Annotated in this window: 19 protein-coding genes; 17 read left to right on the top strand and 2 right to left on the bottom strand. The window is 66.1% G+C overall.

Annotated elements, in window-relative coordinates; all coding sequences use genetic code 11:
* Positions 1-83: 83 nt before the first annotated feature.
* From KK488_RS16945 to KK488_RS16930, 5 genes are all read left to right on the top strand, one after another.
* On the top strand, positions 84-827 hold the full coding sequence (locus KK488_RS16945) for a LuxR family transcriptional regulator (protein WP_250890631.1): 744 nt from the start codon (positions 84-86) through the stop codon (positions 825-827).
* A gap of 69 nt (positions 828-896) precedes the next feature.
* A complete protein-coding gene (locus tag KK488_RS16940; RefSeq protein WP_214624893.1) occupies positions 897-1,502 on the top strand; it encodes an acyl-homoserine-lactone synthase in 606 nt (201 codons plus the stop codon).
* A gap of 26 nt (positions 1,503-1,528) precedes the next feature.
* Positions 1,529-2,365 carry a phytanoyl-CoA dioxygenase family protein gene (locus tag KK488_RS16935; protein ID WP_214625057.1) on the top strand — a complete coding sequence of 279 codons (837 nt, stop codon included), beginning with the start codon at positions 1,529-1,531 and terminating at the stop codon, positions 2,363-2,365.
* Between the two features lie 11 nt (positions 2,366-2,376).
* On the top strand, positions 2,377-2,547 hold the full coding sequence (locus tag KK488_RS21825) for a transcriptional regulator domain-containing protein (RefSeq protein ID WP_432653868.1): 171 nt from the start codon (positions 2,377-2,379) through the stop codon (positions 2,545-2,547).
* A 25-nt stretch (positions 2,548-2,572) separates the two neighbouring features.
* Complete coding sequence (locus KK488_RS16930; RefSeq protein WP_214624892.1) at positions 2,573-3,082, top strand: DNA -binding domain-containing protein; 510 nt, start codon at positions 2,573-2,575, stop codon at positions 3,080-3,082.
* A 64-nt stretch (positions 3,083-3,146) separates the two neighbouring features.
* Here the strand turns inward: KK488_RS16930 and KK488_RS16925 are convergent, their stop codons facing one another.
* Positions 3,147-3,449, bottom strand: coding sequence for a helix-turn-helix transcriptional regulator (locus KK488_RS16925; RefSeq protein WP_250890629.1), 303 nt, complete (start codon positions 3,447-3,449; stop codon positions 3,147-3,149).
* 6 nt (positions 3,450-3,455) lie between these two features.
* On the opposite strand from KK488_RS16925, the gene KK488_RS16920 reads away from it, so the two are divergent.
* From KK488_RS16920 to KK488_RS16900, 5 genes are all read left to right on the top strand, one after another.
* On the top strand, positions 3,456-3,713 hold the full coding sequence (locus tag KK488_RS16920; RefSeq protein WP_214624891.1) for a hypothetical protein: 258 nt from the start codon (positions 3,456-3,458) through the stop codon (positions 3,711-3,713).
* 367 nt (positions 3,714-4,080) lie between these two features.
* Positions 4,081-5,049, top strand: a complete 969-nt coding sequence (locus KK488_RS16915) for an ArdC family protein (protein ID WP_214624890.1) — start codon at positions 4,081-4,083, stop codon at positions 5,047-5,049.
* A complete protein-coding gene (locus KK488_RS16910) occupies positions 5,046-5,456 on the top strand; it encodes a DUF2958 domain-containing protein (RefSeq protein WP_214624889.1) in 411 nt (136 codons plus the stop codon). The genes KK488_RS16915 and KK488_RS16910 overlap by 4 nt, the downstream gene beginning before the upstream one ends.
* Before the next feature lie 85 nt (positions 5,457-5,541).
* Complete coding sequence (locus KK488_RS16905; RefSeq protein WP_214624888.1) at positions 5,542-7,314, top strand: ParB/RepB/Spo0J family partition protein; 1,773 nt, start codon at positions 5,542-5,544, stop codon at positions 7,312-7,314.
* A 148-nt stretch (positions 7,315-7,462) separates the two neighbouring features.
* The gene (locus tag KK488_RS16900; RefSeq protein ID WP_214624887.1) at positions 7,463-8,218 is read left to right on the top strand and encodes a hypothetical protein; all 756 of its coding nucleotides are present in this window, start codon (positions 7,463-7,465) and stop codon (positions 8,216-8,218) included.
* A 15-nt stretch (positions 8,219-8,233) separates the two neighbouring features.
* On the opposite strand, the gene KK488_RS16895 is transcribed toward KK488_RS16900, so the two are convergent.
* Positions 8,234-8,422 (bottom strand): hypothetical protein, encoded by a 189-nt coding sequence (locus KK488_RS16895; protein ID WP_250890626.1) that lies wholly within the window; start codon positions 8,420-8,422, stop codon positions 8,234-8,236.
* A 411-nt stretch (positions 8,423-8,833) separates the two neighbouring features.
* On the opposite strand from KK488_RS16895, the gene KK488_RS16890 reads away from it, so the two are divergent.
* From KK488_RS16890 to KK488_RS16860, 7 genes are all read left to right on the top strand, one after another.
* On the top strand, positions 8,834-9,133 hold the full coding sequence (locus KK488_RS16890; protein WP_214624885.1) for a DUF736 domain-containing protein: 300 nt from the start codon (positions 8,834-8,836) through the stop codon (positions 9,131-9,133).
* Positions 9,134-9,408: 275 nt separating this feature from the next.
* A complete protein-coding gene (locus tag KK488_RS16885) occupies positions 9,409-9,639 on the top strand; it encodes a helix-turn-helix domain-containing protein (protein ID WP_214624884.1) in 231 nt (76 codons plus the stop codon).
* Positions 9,636-10,217, top strand: a complete 582-nt coding sequence (locus KK488_RS16880) for a S26 family signal peptidase (RefSeq protein WP_214624883.1) — start codon at positions 9,636-9,638, stop codon at positions 10,215-10,217. The genes KK488_RS16885 and KK488_RS16880 overlap by 4 nt, the downstream gene beginning before the upstream one ends.
* Positions 10,205-10,813, top strand: a complete 609-nt coding sequence (locus KK488_RS16875) for a lytic transglycosylase domain-containing protein (RefSeq protein WP_214624882.1) — start codon at positions 10,205-10,207, stop codon at positions 10,811-10,813. The genes KK488_RS16880 and KK488_RS16875 overlap by 13 nt, the downstream gene beginning before the upstream one ends.
* A gap of 232 nt (positions 10,814-11,045) precedes the next feature.
* A complete protein-coding gene (locus KK488_RS16870; protein WP_250890622.1) occupies positions 11,046-11,405 on the top strand; it encodes a hypothetical protein in 360 nt (119 codons plus the stop codon).
* Positions 11,406-11,602: 197 nt separating this feature from the next.
* Entirely contained in the window at positions 11,603-13,621 is a 2,019-nt protein-coding gene (gene rlxS / locus KK488_RS16865) for a relaxase/mobilization nuclease RlxS (protein ID WP_214624880.1), read from the top strand.
* A 901-nt stretch (positions 13,622-14,522) separates the two neighbouring features.
* Positions 14,523-14,723 (top strand): hypothetical protein, encoded by a 201-nt coding sequence (locus tag KK488_RS16860; protein WP_214624879.1) that lies wholly within the window; start codon positions 14,523-14,525, stop codon positions 14,721-14,723.
* The last annotated feature ends 124 nt before the right edge of the window (positions 14,724-14,847 follow it).

Here is a 14,847-nt window from a genome sequence, read left to right as displayed (position 1 = left end):
CCTGTGAAATCTCGATGGGGAGAGACTGGGGTTACTGAGTGTCGCGTGCCCCCGCCAAGTTGCGTAGCCTATCCTGCCTTGCGTTGACGAGCGCCGTTGTCGACGCGTTGCGTGCGGTCGGCTCGCGCCTGGAGCTGGCCAGCGTGATGGAGTCGGTCACACGAGCAATGGATTTTCGTCACTACGCGCTGATCCATCACGACGATCTCCGGGAAGCTCGCACGGATCGCGTTGATTTAAAGGACTATCCTGCAGCGATCACCGAGCGTCTGATCGGACAGCATCGCTATCGTCGCGATCCAGTCATCCGGGGATGCATCTTCGCCGATAGCGCCTTTCTCTGGTCCGATCTGCCGCGCCTCATCGAGCTCGATCGACAGGATCTCGCCAGCTTTGAATTGGGCGCCAGGGAAGGCCTGAACGAAGGTATCACCGTGCCATATGTCCGGCTTGGTGATCGCATGGGATCCTGCACCTTCGCGGGCACGCACCAACCCGAACGGGCGCATCGCTATCTGGGTGCCTCGCAGATGATCGGCATCTTCGCCTTTCAGGCAGCCAGGAGGCTGGTGCTGGGCCAGGCGCCGATTGTCCCGGCCCTGCCAGGACTGCATCCGCGACCGCGTGATTGCGTGATCCTCGCCGGGCGCGGCTATTCCAACAAGGAGATCGCGCGCGCGCTCGCACTGACGCCGCGGACTGTCGACGGATACCTTACGGAAGCCCGTCGTATATTCGATGCCCATGACCGGACGGAGCTGGTGGTGAGCGCCGTTCTCGCCGGGGAGATCGGCCTGGACGAACTCCGGCCTCGTCAACCCGAGTAATCACTCGGTCTATTTCGGCTGATCCGCCGCTGCTCTTCTCGCAGGCGAAACCACGAGCGGGAGCATCCCTTGATCCACATCATCGACAACCATCTGGCGCTGGAGAACCGTCCGCTGCTCCAGTCCATGTTCGCCGATCGCAAGCGCCTCTTCGTCGACCTGTTCGGTTGGGATTTGCCGGTGGTGGACGGCCAATACGAGATCGACCAGTTCGACAATTCGCACACGGTCTACCTCATTGCGGCGGAGAGCGACGGCAGCCACGCCGCGTCGATCCGACTCTTCCCCAGTGCCCAGCCGCACATGCTCGGAACGCTCTTCCCGCATCTCTGCCCGTTCGGTGTCCCAGCCGACGAGGCCACGTGGGAAAGCACCCGGCTTTGCCTGCCGCAGCGGCATGGTGCCGAGCGTCGCCGGAAGCTGCGCAACCTGCTGTTCGCCGCGATGGTGGACGTCGCGCTCGAACGCGGGATCGAGCGCTACACCGGCGTCATCCCCGATGCCTTCCGCAAGGAGGTGCTCTCGATGGGCTGGCAGGCCGAACCGCTCGGCCCGGCCGTGCGCATCCCCGGCGGGCCGATCGGCGCCTTCCTGATCCACATCCGGCCTGACACGCGCGAGCGCCTGCGCTGGACCGGCGTCTATCCGGACGCGACCGATCGGGTGGCGGCGTGAGCGCGGTGGTCGATCGCCACGCCGCCATGCTGGCGCGCGACGGCTGGTGCGTCTTCAGCCAGGCCGTGACTCCGGAGCTCGTTGCCGGGGTCGAGTCCGACCTGGACGCCCGCTTCCAGGCGACGCCGCTGTGCGAAGGCGTTTTTTACGGCGCGCGGACCAAGCGCTTCGGCTCGCTGCTGACCCGATCGGCAGGCATCGAGAAGCTGGTCATGCACCCGCTGATCCTCGGCCTCGTCGAGCAGATGCTGCTGCCCTGGTGCGAGCGGATCGCGCTCAACCTGACCCAGGCGATCGAGATCCATCCCGGCGCTCTCCCGCGGCTGCCGCATCGCGACCAGGACATGTGGCAAGGCCCCAAGGGCAGCATCGAATATCTCGTCAACGTCATGTGGCCGCTGACACCGTTCACGCGCGCGAATGGCGGCACCCGGCTATGGTCGGGAAGTCACTTCGATCAGGACGTGGCCGTGCTCCCCGAAAACGACAGCCTCGTGCCGACGGTAGCGCCCGGTGATGCCCTGCTGTTTCTCGGCTCCACCCTGCATGGCGGAGGCGGCAACGGAAGTCCGGCACCGCGCCGGGGGATCATCATCAGCTACTGCCTTGGCTGGTTGAAACCATTCGAGCTCCAGTGGCTGGTCTACCCGCCCCAGGTCGCACGGCGCTTCTCGCCCGAATTGGCAGCGCTGGTCGGCTACGCGCAGCATCGGCCGAACCTCGGCAATGTCGAGGGTCAGTGCCCGTCGGTGCTGCTCGGCGATCATGTTCCCGAGCATCTGCCCGCAATCGACGCGCTTCGACCTGACCAGGCGGAGGCCGCCGCATTGTTTGTCCGATCCCAGATGGGCGAGCTCGGCTGAGGTCCGGCTCAGTGATCGCGCCCCATCCCGACGCAGTTGCGGCGGTCATCCGGCGGGGTCGTCCGGCGCTTGCGTGGGAGGTGTTGCGGCGGGACCCGGCCTACCAGGCGGCATTCGCCGGTCTTGATCCGACGCAGCCGGAACCGGCATTCGCCGCCGACTGGGGGCTGCACTTTCCCTGAAGACCCGGCGCACAGCTGCGCTCTCGTGCTGCCGATCTGGTCGGCGGCCGCCGATCCGCGCGTGCTTGCAGTGCGCGCCTCGCCTTCCGGAGGGCGGGACCAGCGCAACTTCGAGATGATCCGGGAAGCCGGGCGCGTCGTCCGCGGCTCGGCCGGCGAGCACGTGCTGGTCGACCGCGGAGGCGCGCTGTTCCGGCTGGACGTCATCGACGGCACTGTGCTGGCGGGACCGGTTTTTCTGCGTTTCGAGCTGCCAGACGATCGCCGGCTCGAGGACAGGCTCGCCGTCGTTCGCGCCTTCGTCGCGAAGCCGGCCATCACCCGCCACCATCTTCAACTCGCCGGCAGGCTCCAGGCGTTACATGCCGCGGAGGCCCGCGCGGCGGGGGCAAGCCTCAGGGAGATCGCCGACGGCCTGTTCGGCCATGGTGATTGGCCCGGTGACGGCGAACACCGGAAATCCCTCGTCCGACGCATGATCGCCACTGGCGACCGAATGATCCGCGCCGGTCCGCGCGCCGTCCTCGACACCTGAGGGCATGCCGACCCGTCCGCTAACGTAAGTGCTGGCGGTCCGCTTCGTTATACACCAAAATGGATCAATCCTCAGACGCGGGCGGCACCGGCATCAGGAGGACGTGCGGCTCAACACCTAGGGACAGAGCGATTTGGTCGAGCCGGTCGATGCTCAAGCTATATTTCCGCCGTTCCAGCGCGCTCACATACGTCCTGTCGATTCCCGCCGCATCAGCCAACGCTTCCTGAGAGAGCCCCTTGGCTGTCCGCAAGCGCTTCAGATTCCTGGCAAGATGTTCTCGACTGGCCACCAGCCGAAAAGGACGCCATAGTCGAGTGACAATCCACGGAGTATACTCGTCAAGGTGATCGGGAGAGTTGTTCAATTGGGCATGAGCGAGGCATTGGCTCCTTCGGGAAAAGAGGTGGTCGAATATGACCGAAAGAACCTCGCGCTCTACGCGGCGCTGCTCGAGGCAGACGATGCCGGTCGCGACTGGCGTGAAGCCGCGTCCTCTCTCATGCGCCTCGACTTGGCCGACGAGAATACCGAAGCCTGCTGGCGCTCGCATCTCGAACGCGCCCGCTGGATCGTTGGCGAAGGCCTCGGCACCGCGCTGGTCGCGTTGAACCGGCAGGTGACGCAGTAGTACGAACAGGCTGATGTCTGCGCCTCGCACCGCAGTGCGACCGCGCTCTACTTCGACCGCTTGGACGCGGTCTCCGCCGAGCCCCGTGCCGGGTCTCGGCCATCCGGTGACGATCGCTGGCGTGGCTGCGGACGCCGCGCTCCCGCGCGGCGGCGCTGCTTGTGCCTCTCCCGTTACGGCGGGTGCGGGCGGCGCTCCCGGCTAGGCCCGACGCGGGCGAAGCCAACCCCTTCGGGGTGCTCCACGTCCGTTCCTCCCTGCGGTGTCTTCGCCCGCTCGAAGCCGGGCCTCTTGGTCGCGTCTCGCCGCCCACCCCCGCCTTCGCGGGGAGGCTTTGTGCCTTTTCGGGTGGCGTGGAGGACAGGCCGTGCCCAGATCATCGAGCCGCAGTGCCCGCCGCCCGGCGTCGCAGGAGCAGCAACAGGAACCCCGCGCGAACCTCTATGACGAGGTGACCGCGCGCATCATCAGTGAGCTTGAGGCGGGGCGCTTCCCGTGGGTCCAGCCGTGGGGGAGGACCGGCGGCACCGGTCCCGGCTTGCCGCGCAACGCGCTCACCGCCCGGACCTACTCCGGCGTCAACATCCTGATCCTGTGGGGTGCGGTCATCGAGCATGACTGGCCTTCGCAATCGTGGCTCACCTTCCGTCAGGCGCAGGAGGCAGGCGGCTGCGTCCGCAAGGGTGAGCATGGCGTGACCGTGGTCTATGCCGACCGCTTCACTCCCGAGGCCGAGAGGGAACGCGCCCAGCGCGACGGCGACGAAGCCCGCGCCGTGCCGTTCTTGAAGCGCTTCACCGTCTTCAATGTCGCGCAGTGCGAAGGGCTGCGCGCCGGGCTGGCGTCCGATCCTGCGCCGCTGCCCGAACGTGAGATCGTGCCCGTTGCCGAGGAAGTCATCGCAGCTTCGGGTGTCGATTTTCGCATTGGCGGGTCCAAGGCGTTCTACGCGCCGGACCCCGATTTCGTGCAGGTGCCGCCGCAGCCCGCCTTCTTCGATCAGATCAACTATTATCGGACCTGCCTGCACGAGCTGACCCACGCGACCGGCCACCCCAAGCGGCTCGGGCGCGACTTGAAGAATGCCTTCGGCAGCAAGGATTATGCGCGGGAAGAACTGGTCGCCGAGATGGGTTCGGCCTTCCTCTGCGCCGCGCTCGGCATCGTCCCCACCGTGCGGCACGCCGACTATATCGGATCGTGGCTCGAGGTGCTGCGCGAGGACAATCGCGCGATCTTCCGCGCCGCCAGCGCCGCCACCAAAGCCGCCGACTGGCTGCTTGCGCGGCACCGCGAGGCCCAAGAGGCGCGCGCGCAAGGGAGGATCGCGGCATGATCCTCCTGACCCCCGATCTTCGCTTCGCGCTGCGCGCCAACGCGATCAACCACCGCGCCGCCCAGCGCGACGAGAAGCCCGAACCCGATCCGGTGCCGGTACTGAAACTGTTCAATCCGGTGGGCGCGGCGACATGGCTCGCGACCGAACTCGACGAGGACGGCGACACCCTGTTCGGCCTTGCCGACCTTGGCTTCGGCTGCCCCGAACTCGGCTATTTCAGCCTGTCCGAGATCGCCTCGGTTCGCCTGCCGTTCGGTCTCTGCATCGAGCAGGACATCGCCTTCGCGACGCCGCACAGCTTGTCGGTTTGGGCCGATGCCGCCCGCCGAACCGGATCGATCCTATCAGCCCAACAGGAACTCCGCAGCGCCGGAGTCAACCAGCTTCCGCCCCGAGGCGGATGACGCGGGCGGCCGTTCGCCGCCATTCGTAAGCCGATCCGCCAACCCCGGAAAGAGCGACGGACCGGCACTCACAAGGAGTGACGTCATGAAACTCGAATTCATCGACATTGGCAACATCGACGACAGCGCCGTGAACATGCGCCACGGCAAGAAGCCTCCCGATGTGTCCGACATCCTGCCGACCGTGCGCAGGCGCGGCATCATCGTGCCTGTCATCCTGCGCCCCGGCGCTGCCGAAGGCCGCTTCGAGCTGGTTGCAGGACGCAGGCGCGTCCACGCCGCGCGGCTGGCGCACGCCGAGGAAGGCGCGGACCCCGAGCTTGGCCGGGTGCCGTCCGCGATCATGGAGGCGGGCGACGATGCCGCCGCACTTGAAGCCTCGCTGATCGAGAACATCGCCCGGCTCGACCCCGACGAGGTGACCCAATGGGAAACCTTCACCCGGCTGGTGAAGGAAGCCCGCGAGGTGGATGACATCGCCGTGACCTTCGGCCTGCCAGACCTCACGATCCGCCGCGTGCTGGCGCTCGGCAATCTGCTGCCGCGCATCCGCAATCTCTACCGCGACGAGAAGATCGACCGCACCACCGTCCGCCACCTGACCCTTGCCAGCAAGAGTCAGCAGCGCGCGTGGCTGGCGCTTTACGACGATCCCGACAATTACACGCCGACCGGCCACCAGTTGAAGGCATGGCTGTTCGGGGGGCAGTCGATCGCGGCGAACGTCGCGCTGTTCGACCTCGACAGCTATGCGGGCGCGACCGTCGCCGACCTGTTCGGCGACGACCGCTATTTCGCGGACCCCGATGCCTTCTGGACGGCGCAGAGCGCGGCCATCGACGCGCGCCGCGCGGCCTATATCGAGGATGGCTGGAGCGATGTCGTGATCGTCCCACCCTCCGAGCATTTCCATTCTTGGGAATATGAGAAGGCCGCGAAGCGCAAGGGCGGGCGGGTCTATGTCGATGTCCGCTCGACCGGCGAAGTGACCTTCCAGGAGGGCTATCTGACCCGCAAGGAAGCGCGGCGTGTGGCGAGCGGCGATGCCCCGGAAGGGCCGAAGCCGCAGCGCCCCGAGCTGACCTCGACCTTGCAGACCTATGTCGATCTGCACCGTCATGCCGCCGTCCGCGCCGCGCTGCTGACCCGGCCAGAAGTGGCGCTTCGCCTCATGGCCGCCCATGCAATCGTCGGCTCGCACCTTTGGAGCGTGCGGCCCGTGCCGCAGACGACCCGCAACGACGAGGTGCGTGAAAGCGTCGAGACGTCCCGCGCGGAAACGGTGTTCGACGAGCGCCGCCGTGCCGTGCTCGACCTGCTCGGCTTCTCGGCGGAAGAACCGACCGTCACCGGCGGCAACGGCGACGACTATGGCCTGGCGGGCGTATTCCTGCGCCTGATCGAGCTGCCGGACCCCGCTGTCATGGAAGTGATCGCGGTCGTGATCGGCGAGACGATGGCGGCGGGGAGTGCCGCCGTCGAGCCGGTCGGCTCCGAGATCGGCATCGACATGGCCGATTGGTGGCAGGCCGACGACGCGCTGTTCGGGCTGATCCGTGACCGCGAGGTACTGGGCCGGATCGTCGCCGACGTGGCTGGCCAGATGGTTTCCACCGCCAATGCAGGCGAGAAGTCCAAGACGTTGAAGCGGATCATCGGCGACCATCTTGCCGGTGCCGATGGCCGCGCCAAGGTGGAGCGCTGGGTGCCGCGCTGGATGCAGTTCCCACCGAGCGCTTATACTGCGCGGGGCAGCGTCGGCACCGTCGCGGCCCACGCCAAGGTCATTGTCGCACGCGATTTGCGGGCCGCACCGGACCCCGACGAGCAGGCCGAGCCGTTCGCCGAAGCGGCGTGATCACGAGCGGGCGGGGGCAACCCCGCCCGCCATTGGGGCCTCAAATTCGGCCGCGCGCCTCCGCCGTTCCGGCGTCGGCGCGCGGTCTTTTTACGCATTCGGCTTTCGGGCGGCAGCGGGCCAACGAGTTGCGGTATACGACCGCGTGATGAACGCGAATCTCGACGCTATCCTCCAGGACCTGGCCGCGCCCGCGCGAGTGCTCGCCTTCTGCGACGAGACCAACCTGACCGAGAAGCCGACGGCGACGCTCGTTGCGAACCTGCGGCTCCAAGTCGGCATCGTCGTATCTTCCGAGGTCTACGGCCCGGTCGCGGAAGCGCTCGGCACGTTCCTGACGGCGCACGGGCTCCCGGAATTCCACGCGACCGAGGTCGTCAATCCGAAGGCCGGTACTCCGTGGCGCGACGTGCCCTTCGCGCTCCGGCTCGACGCTTTCGAGCGGCTGACCCAAGCCTTGGGCATGGCCGGATCCCGCGTCCCGTACCTTTATCTGTCGAAGCAGGATCACGACGGCTTCGTCGCGCAATGCGGTGGCCTGATCACTGCTGACTACAAGCGCAGCCTCAAGACCGTCTTCCTGTCCAGCATGGCCGAATATCTGGCGGCGCCGACCCCGGTCCTCGTCATCGATCGGGACAAGAACACTCCCGGTCCGGTTCTCCATCCGATCGAAAACGCTGGCAACCTGCTCGGCGGTGGCGCTATTTCGGTCGAGTCCCACAAGGTCATCGGGCTCCAGATAGCCGATATGGCCGCCTGTGCGGTCCGGCGCTACCTGCTCAAGCGCGATGCCATATACGCGGGCAATGGTAGCCCGTTCGACGAGGTCGCGGCGCAGGCGGTGGCATCGTTCGAGGGACGGTTCGAGCTGTTGTTGGATGCGCAGCCATTGGCCGCCTGACCGCTTGGCCACGCCTTATTTGGCGCGAAAACGGATCACCTTCTTGTCGCCCCCGCAGATGGAGCAGGCGTCCTTTCGGCGTTCGAATCCTCGTGTGCCGGCAAGCTCCCGCGTCTTGTGATTGGCATGCTGGCGAACTGACAGGCCGAGCCGCTCGCTTATGCAGTCATCGCAGATCGGCTCCGGCGACAGCCGCTCGATCAAGCCGCGAACCTGGTCCAATACCGTCATCACGCCCCCTTGCCCCTACGGTCTAGCTTCCGATGGACGGAAGGCCAACCAGCATCACGGCGACGACGGTTATCGTCCGTAGATGTGCAGTCATCGCGGTGGTGACTGAGCCAATTCATGTGTGCGATCAGCTTCGTTCTGGGTCTCTGCAACCCCGGCGGCCCTGATCGATCGCGGTTTGCCGCAAGCCTTCCTCTGGCGCGCAACGGCTTCGCCGACCTTCTTCCCCGGCGCGGTGTCCGCGCCTTCCTCGCGAGACAAGAAGGCCGGCTCGGGCCGTCCTCCGCTCCGCTTCGGCCTGGCGGTGCGCGCCGTCAGGCCCGCGGCCTGACAACCGCATCGAGGCCGCATGGGGCGGCATCGATCCATCGAACGGAGGTTATCATGGCACAGATCGGCAGCTTCACTCGCGGCGACGGCGGCGTCTACAATGGCGAAATCCGGACCCTCACCCTTCGCGTCAAGGCCAGCATCCGGCCCGTCGAGCGCGAGCATGACAAGGCACCGGATCACCGCGTGATCGCCGGCGGCGTCGAGTTCGGCGCGGGCTGGACCAAGGCGGCGCGTGACACCGGCGCCGAATATCTGAGCCTCAAGCTCGACGATCCGTCCTTCCCGGCGCCCATCTACGCCACCCTGACGCAGGGCGACAACGGCGAGCACAAGCTCATCTGGTCGCGCTGAACCCGACGCCCCGCGCGCTCCGGCGCGCGGGACTCGAGCGGTGAGCCGGATTTGCCATAGCTCACGAGGGACCTTGCAGGCGAGGGCGTCTGCCTGGTCCGCTTTCCGTCGCACGGGACCTCGGACCCGTGCCTCCCGGTGTAACCCGCACCGCTCGCCTCCCGGGTGTGTCGAAAATCGATCATCGGCTTTCGACACTGCCCGACAGGTGCTCCCGGCGGCATCCCCGGTGCCGCGACCGCACGGTCGCGATCCCGCGAAGGATGCCGATCCCGATGGACACCGACGATGACATTTCCCGGGCCAGCCGTGCCAAGCGTGGCTCGCCCTTCCTCAATACTGACCAGGCCGCAGCCTATCTCAAGCTGTCGAGCCGGCTGCTGAAGCGCCTGCGCCGGGCCGGCAAGGGACCGGTGTTCCGTCGCCACAGCCGTTTCGTCCAGTACCATATCGACGACCTCGATGCCTGGTCCGGCGAACAGGCCGCGCGGGAGATCGGGCGATGAACGGCCGCCGCGACCGCGCCGGCGACGCTCCGCTTCTCGCCTGGGGCGATGCGCTCCGCACCGCCAAGACCCGCCGCGCACGGCTGCGCCGGCGCATTGCTATCACCGGCACCGGCATCGCCGTCCTGCTCGCCAGCGCGGCCATTCCGCCCGCGCCGCGGCTGGTCTGGAACGCGAGCGCCAGCGCGGCGATCGGCCTCTATGCGGTCAAGCCCGGCGCTTCGGCCGAGCCCGGCGACATGGTGATAGGGCAGGTTCCTGATCCCTTCCGACGCCTCGCGGCCGAGCGCCACTACGTGCCGATAAACGTGCCGCTGGTGAAGCGCGTCGCGGGTTATGCCGGCGACGAGGTCTGCGCCCTCGGGCAGGAGATATTCGTCAACGGCCGCTGGGCCGCCGAGCGCCGGCTAGTGGATGGACAGGGACGGCCGATGCCGATGTGGTCGGGCTGCGTCCGGCTCCATGGCAGCCAGCTCTTCCTGCTAATGGACAATCCGGCCTCCTTCGATGGCCGCTATTTTGGTGCCACCGAGGGGCGGGACATCATCGGAAAGGCGCGTCTGCTGTGGCGCCGCTGAGGATGATCGCATGTGCGGCGGCGCTCGTCGTGGCTTCGCCAGTGCAGGGGGAAAGCGTCGCCGACTGGCGTCCCTACGTTACCGAGGCGTCGCTACGCTTCGGCGTGCCGAGCGCCTGGATCGAGCGGGTCATGCAGGCGGAAAGCCGGGGGAAGACCCGGCTCGATGGTCGCCCGGCCCGAAGTCGTGCCGGCGCGATGGGGCTGATGCAGCTGATGCCCGACACTTGGGAAGCGATGCGCCGCACGCTCGGCCTGGGCGCGAATCCCGACGATCCGCGCGACAATATCCTCGCCGGCACTTTCTACCTGCGCATGATGTACGATCGGTTCGGCTATCCCGGCCTGTTCGCCGCCTACAATGCCGGTCCCGGGCGCTACGCCGCGCATCTTGCGACCGGCAGCGCGCTTCCGGGCGAAACGATCGCCTACCTCCAGACCGTCGGCGGTGTGCCCTCAGTTGCCACCGGAACGGTTGCCGCAACGCCGCGCGAGACGTTGTTCGCCGTTCAATATCGGACGCCGAACGAGCCTGATTCGCCGGTTCTCGCACCTTCTCCAGCGTTTCTGTTCGTGGTGCGCCATGACAGTCGGTGAGGCGAGGTTGCGGTCGCCGGAGAGGTGGGAGGCTCGTCTCGACAGGCCCAGCATGACGGCTGGCGGACCGCCTATCAAGGCCCGCGGGTGCCCCCCAATTTGCTGCGCAAATCGGTTCCCCCCGCGTCCGCTTCGCGGCGCTACGCTACGCTTCGCGGCCCTGACAGCCGCTCCGCCACCCGTCCCTCGGACGCCGTTCTCGATGGTGAGGACGCAAGCGTTGGAGGTCATCATGGGCATGTATCAGAGCATCGGAACGGCGTCGGATCGCGTGATGGCGACGTTGATGGTGGGTCTGGAATTGGAGTTTGGACGCGGTGCCGGGGAGGCCCTGGCACATCGGTTTCTCGAAGCCGAAGAGACCGATTTCCTCTGGGATGCGCGGATCGAGGAGCGCTGGCTCGGGTCCTACGAGAGCGTCGACGACGATGACCTGGAGCTGGATCGGATAGCGATCTGCGGGCGGCTGGGCGGTCGCTGGTTCGCGAGCGTGATGCTCGTGGATGGCGAGGGAATGGCGCACGGGACGATGGGAAAGCGGTTCTGCCGGTCGCGGAAATTGGCCCACGAAGCGATGGTCGATGCGCACTGATCGCGCGTGGATCGGCGGGGAGAGGCAGCGTCGGACCGGCGCTGCTTCTCCCCCTTTTTTGAGCCGGAAGGGTGAGGAGGATGGGGAGAAGGGAAAACAAGATAAAGGCAGTGTCTCGCGACCCTACTTAAGTGATTGTCTGCACATCCTTTTTTTGGGAGACAGCAGCCTGCGGCTGCGAGACTGTCGCGCAAGAAATGGCGAAAATCCGCCATTTACGCCCCGAAATCGCGAGACTCGGGTACGCTGCGATGCCTGACGACGACTTCACCCCGAAGCTCGGTCGCAAGCGTCCCAAGGACGGAAAGAAGGTCGTCAAATATGGCGGGCGCATCCTTGCCGCCGCCCGGCTTGCTGGCACCAAGACAGGGGTCCGCGCACGGCGCTTTGATGGCAGTCGCATTGGGCGCGGCGCGAGCATGGGCCGGCTGCTGTCGAGCCGCGAGCGGCTGGCCGGGTTCCGCAGTCGCCGGGCAGTGGTGAAGGCGAGCCTCATCCGGCTGCAGGGCAAGGCCGGCCAGGTCGCCCGTGCCCACATGCGCTATATCCAGCGCGACGGAGTTACTCGCGAAGGCTTGCCGGGCGAACTTTATGGTCCGCGGACCGACCGCGCCGACGGTGATGATTTCCTAAAGCGCACCGATGGCGACCGCCACCAGTTCCGCTTCATCGTCTCCGCCGAGGACGGCGCCGAATATCCTGACCTCAAGCCCTATGTCCGGCGGCTTATGACGCAGGTCGAGCAGGACCTTGGGACTAAGCTAGACTGGGTTGCGGTCGACCACTTCAACACCGAGCGCCCGCACACCCATATCGTGCTGCGCGGTGTCGACGATCGTGGCGACAATCTCATCATCGCGCGCGAGTATATTTCACACGGGCTGCGCGAGCGCGCCTCCGAACTGGTGACGCTCGACCTTGGCCCACGCACCGACCAGGAGATCGAGGCCCGGCTGCGCCACGATGTCGACCAGGAGCGATTGACGGCGATCGACCGGCGATTGTTGCGACGCATGGATGCCGATCGCGTGGTGTCTCCCGCCGACAATGATCCCTTCCAGCAGTCAGTCGCGGCAGGGCGGCTGCGCAAGCTGAAAGCGATGGATCTCGCCGAAGACATCGGCAGTGGGCGCTATCGGCTTGCGAGCGGCCTTGAGGACACGCTGCGTCGCATGGGCGAGCGCGGCGACATCATACGGCTTATGCAGCGCGAGCTGACCGCACGCCGACTCGACCGCGCCGGTGTCGAGCAGGTGATCTCGAGCGGCGAGCGCGCGCCGATCGTCGGACGGCTGATCCAGCGCGGCTTTTCCGACGAGCATGGCGATCGGCATTATGTGCTGGTGGATGGCGTCGACGGGCGGGTCCACTATGTCGATATCGGCCGCGGCGACGCGACACCGACCGTGCCCGAGGGCGCGATGATCCGGATCGACCCTTCAAAGGCTGAGACGAATCGGGCGGACCGCACCATCGATGCGGTCGCGCGGGCGAATGACGGACGCTATTCGGTCGACCTCCATCTGCGCCATGATCCGAGCGCAAGCGAGGCATTCGCGACAAGGCATGTGCGCCGCTTGGAAGCGATGCGGCGCGCAGGCGCCGGGCCCGATCGCCTGGCGGACGGGAACTGGACGATCCCCGACGACCATCTTGCCCGGGCGGAAGCCTATGCCGCGCGCCAGCAGCGTGATCGTCCGGTGACGCTGTCGATCGTATCGCGTTCTCCGGTCGCCGAACTTGCTGTCAGGCAGGCATCGACATGGCTCGACCGAGAGCTCGCCGAAGGTGGGCATGGCGCCATTCGCGATGCCGGTTTCGGGCGCGAGGTCCGGACGGCTCTGGCGGCGCGGCGGCAGTGGCTGATCGAGCAGCAACTGGCCGATGGCGAGCGGTCAGCATTCAGGTATCGCGACGGCGCGATCAACAGCCTTCGCCAGCGCGAATTGCGGGAGGCCGGCCAGCGGCTCGGCAGCGATCTCGGCAAGCGCTTCGAGCCTGCCCGCACGGGAGAGCGGATCGAGGGTGTCATCGCGCGCAAGGTCGACCTCGAAAGCGGGAGTTTTGCGGTGGTCGAGCGGTCGCGGGATTTTACGCTGGTGCCATGGCGTGACGTGCTTGACCGCAACATCGGCAAGGCGGCGTCCGGGATTTTGCGCGCGGACGGCATCAGCTGGCAGTTCGCGCGAGGGCGATCAGGACCGCAGATATCCTAGATCGAAAGGCGCGCGCCTGTTCAGCACGAAGGGATCTTGCGCAGGCTCGATGGCCTTGGGTTTCGTCGATCGGACGCCTATATAGCAGCTGCCCCCACGGGACACGCTTCGGCGACGCCAGTGGTGGGACGTTACAGAGACCGTGGGTGGATTCGTCCTCGCCGCCGTGACGACATTGGGCGGGATTTGTCCCGTCCTCACTTGGGCCGCTCTTGCCGCAATCGTAGCATGCCGGTTCTTGGCGCCGGACGACAAGGCCAGACCGATGTGTAACAAGTGTAAGACGAAGAAGACGAAAAGGAAACACAAGACGAGGTTGGTAGATATGGGCAAATCAATGATCCGCGAACTCGCGAAGGCTGCACCAATCACGGTGCTTTTTCACACGGTCGGCATTGACGCACTGTCCCTGTAACGTCCCATAATCCACCCATGCATCAATTTGGAGCCGGCTCTCGGGGCCGGCCTTTTTTTCCCGGCAGTTTCGCGTCCCAGTCTGCATGAGGCCCCGTTCGGGCGAGATGGCGGTTGAGTTTAGGAGCACTGTCGCTCCACCAGACCGGACCACGCTCTCCGAGCGCAGTCTTTGCGCGCGCAACCGCCTCAGAGGCGGTCGCCTCTGTTGTATGGTCATGTTTCCGGTTGGCAGTAGCGACGGCTTGCGGCGCTGCCATCAGTTCACCGACAAGCCGCTTGCGGGTGACAGCAGTCAGCGTCGGGTCGATCGTTCGCCACATACGATCCATTAGTCGAGCGGAGTCCAGTTCCACTTCGCCAATGCGGCCTCGAAGCGGGAGCGGAGCGTGTCAGAGAAGCCGCATTCAACATCGCGGGCGAACCTGATGAGACCCGCAATATGATTGATCATGCCGCTTTTTGACGCAAATCCGCGATTGTCGGCGTGCGTGGCAATCCCGAACAGCTCGATGCCTCTGACGTGATCCTCGAGCCTGCTGCGAAGCTCTCGCGAAAGGCGCGGGCGATCGCGATCGACAAGCAGCCCAAGAACCACTTTCCGCCCACCGGGCGGAACGATCGAGATCTTGTTTTCGTGCATTCGAAAGCGATGCCGGACCAGGATGCTTCGAACTTCGCCAATTAGGCCGGATCGACATTCAGCGAAGCCAGATCATGGCGGCAGCGAGGTGGATGAAGCCGGCGAAATGGATAGTGCGCCGATCGTAGCGCGTGGCGAAGCGGCGGAAATGCTTGAGGCGACCGAAGCA

Source organism: Sphingobium nicotianae (genome assembly GCF_018603885.1).
GTDB lineage: Bacteria > Pseudomonadota > Alphaproteobacteria > Sphingomonadales > Sphingomonadaceae > Sphingobium > Sphingobium nicotianae.
Note: the sequence above shows the minus strand (reverse complement) of the source record. Positions and strands in the feature narration are given on the sequence as shown.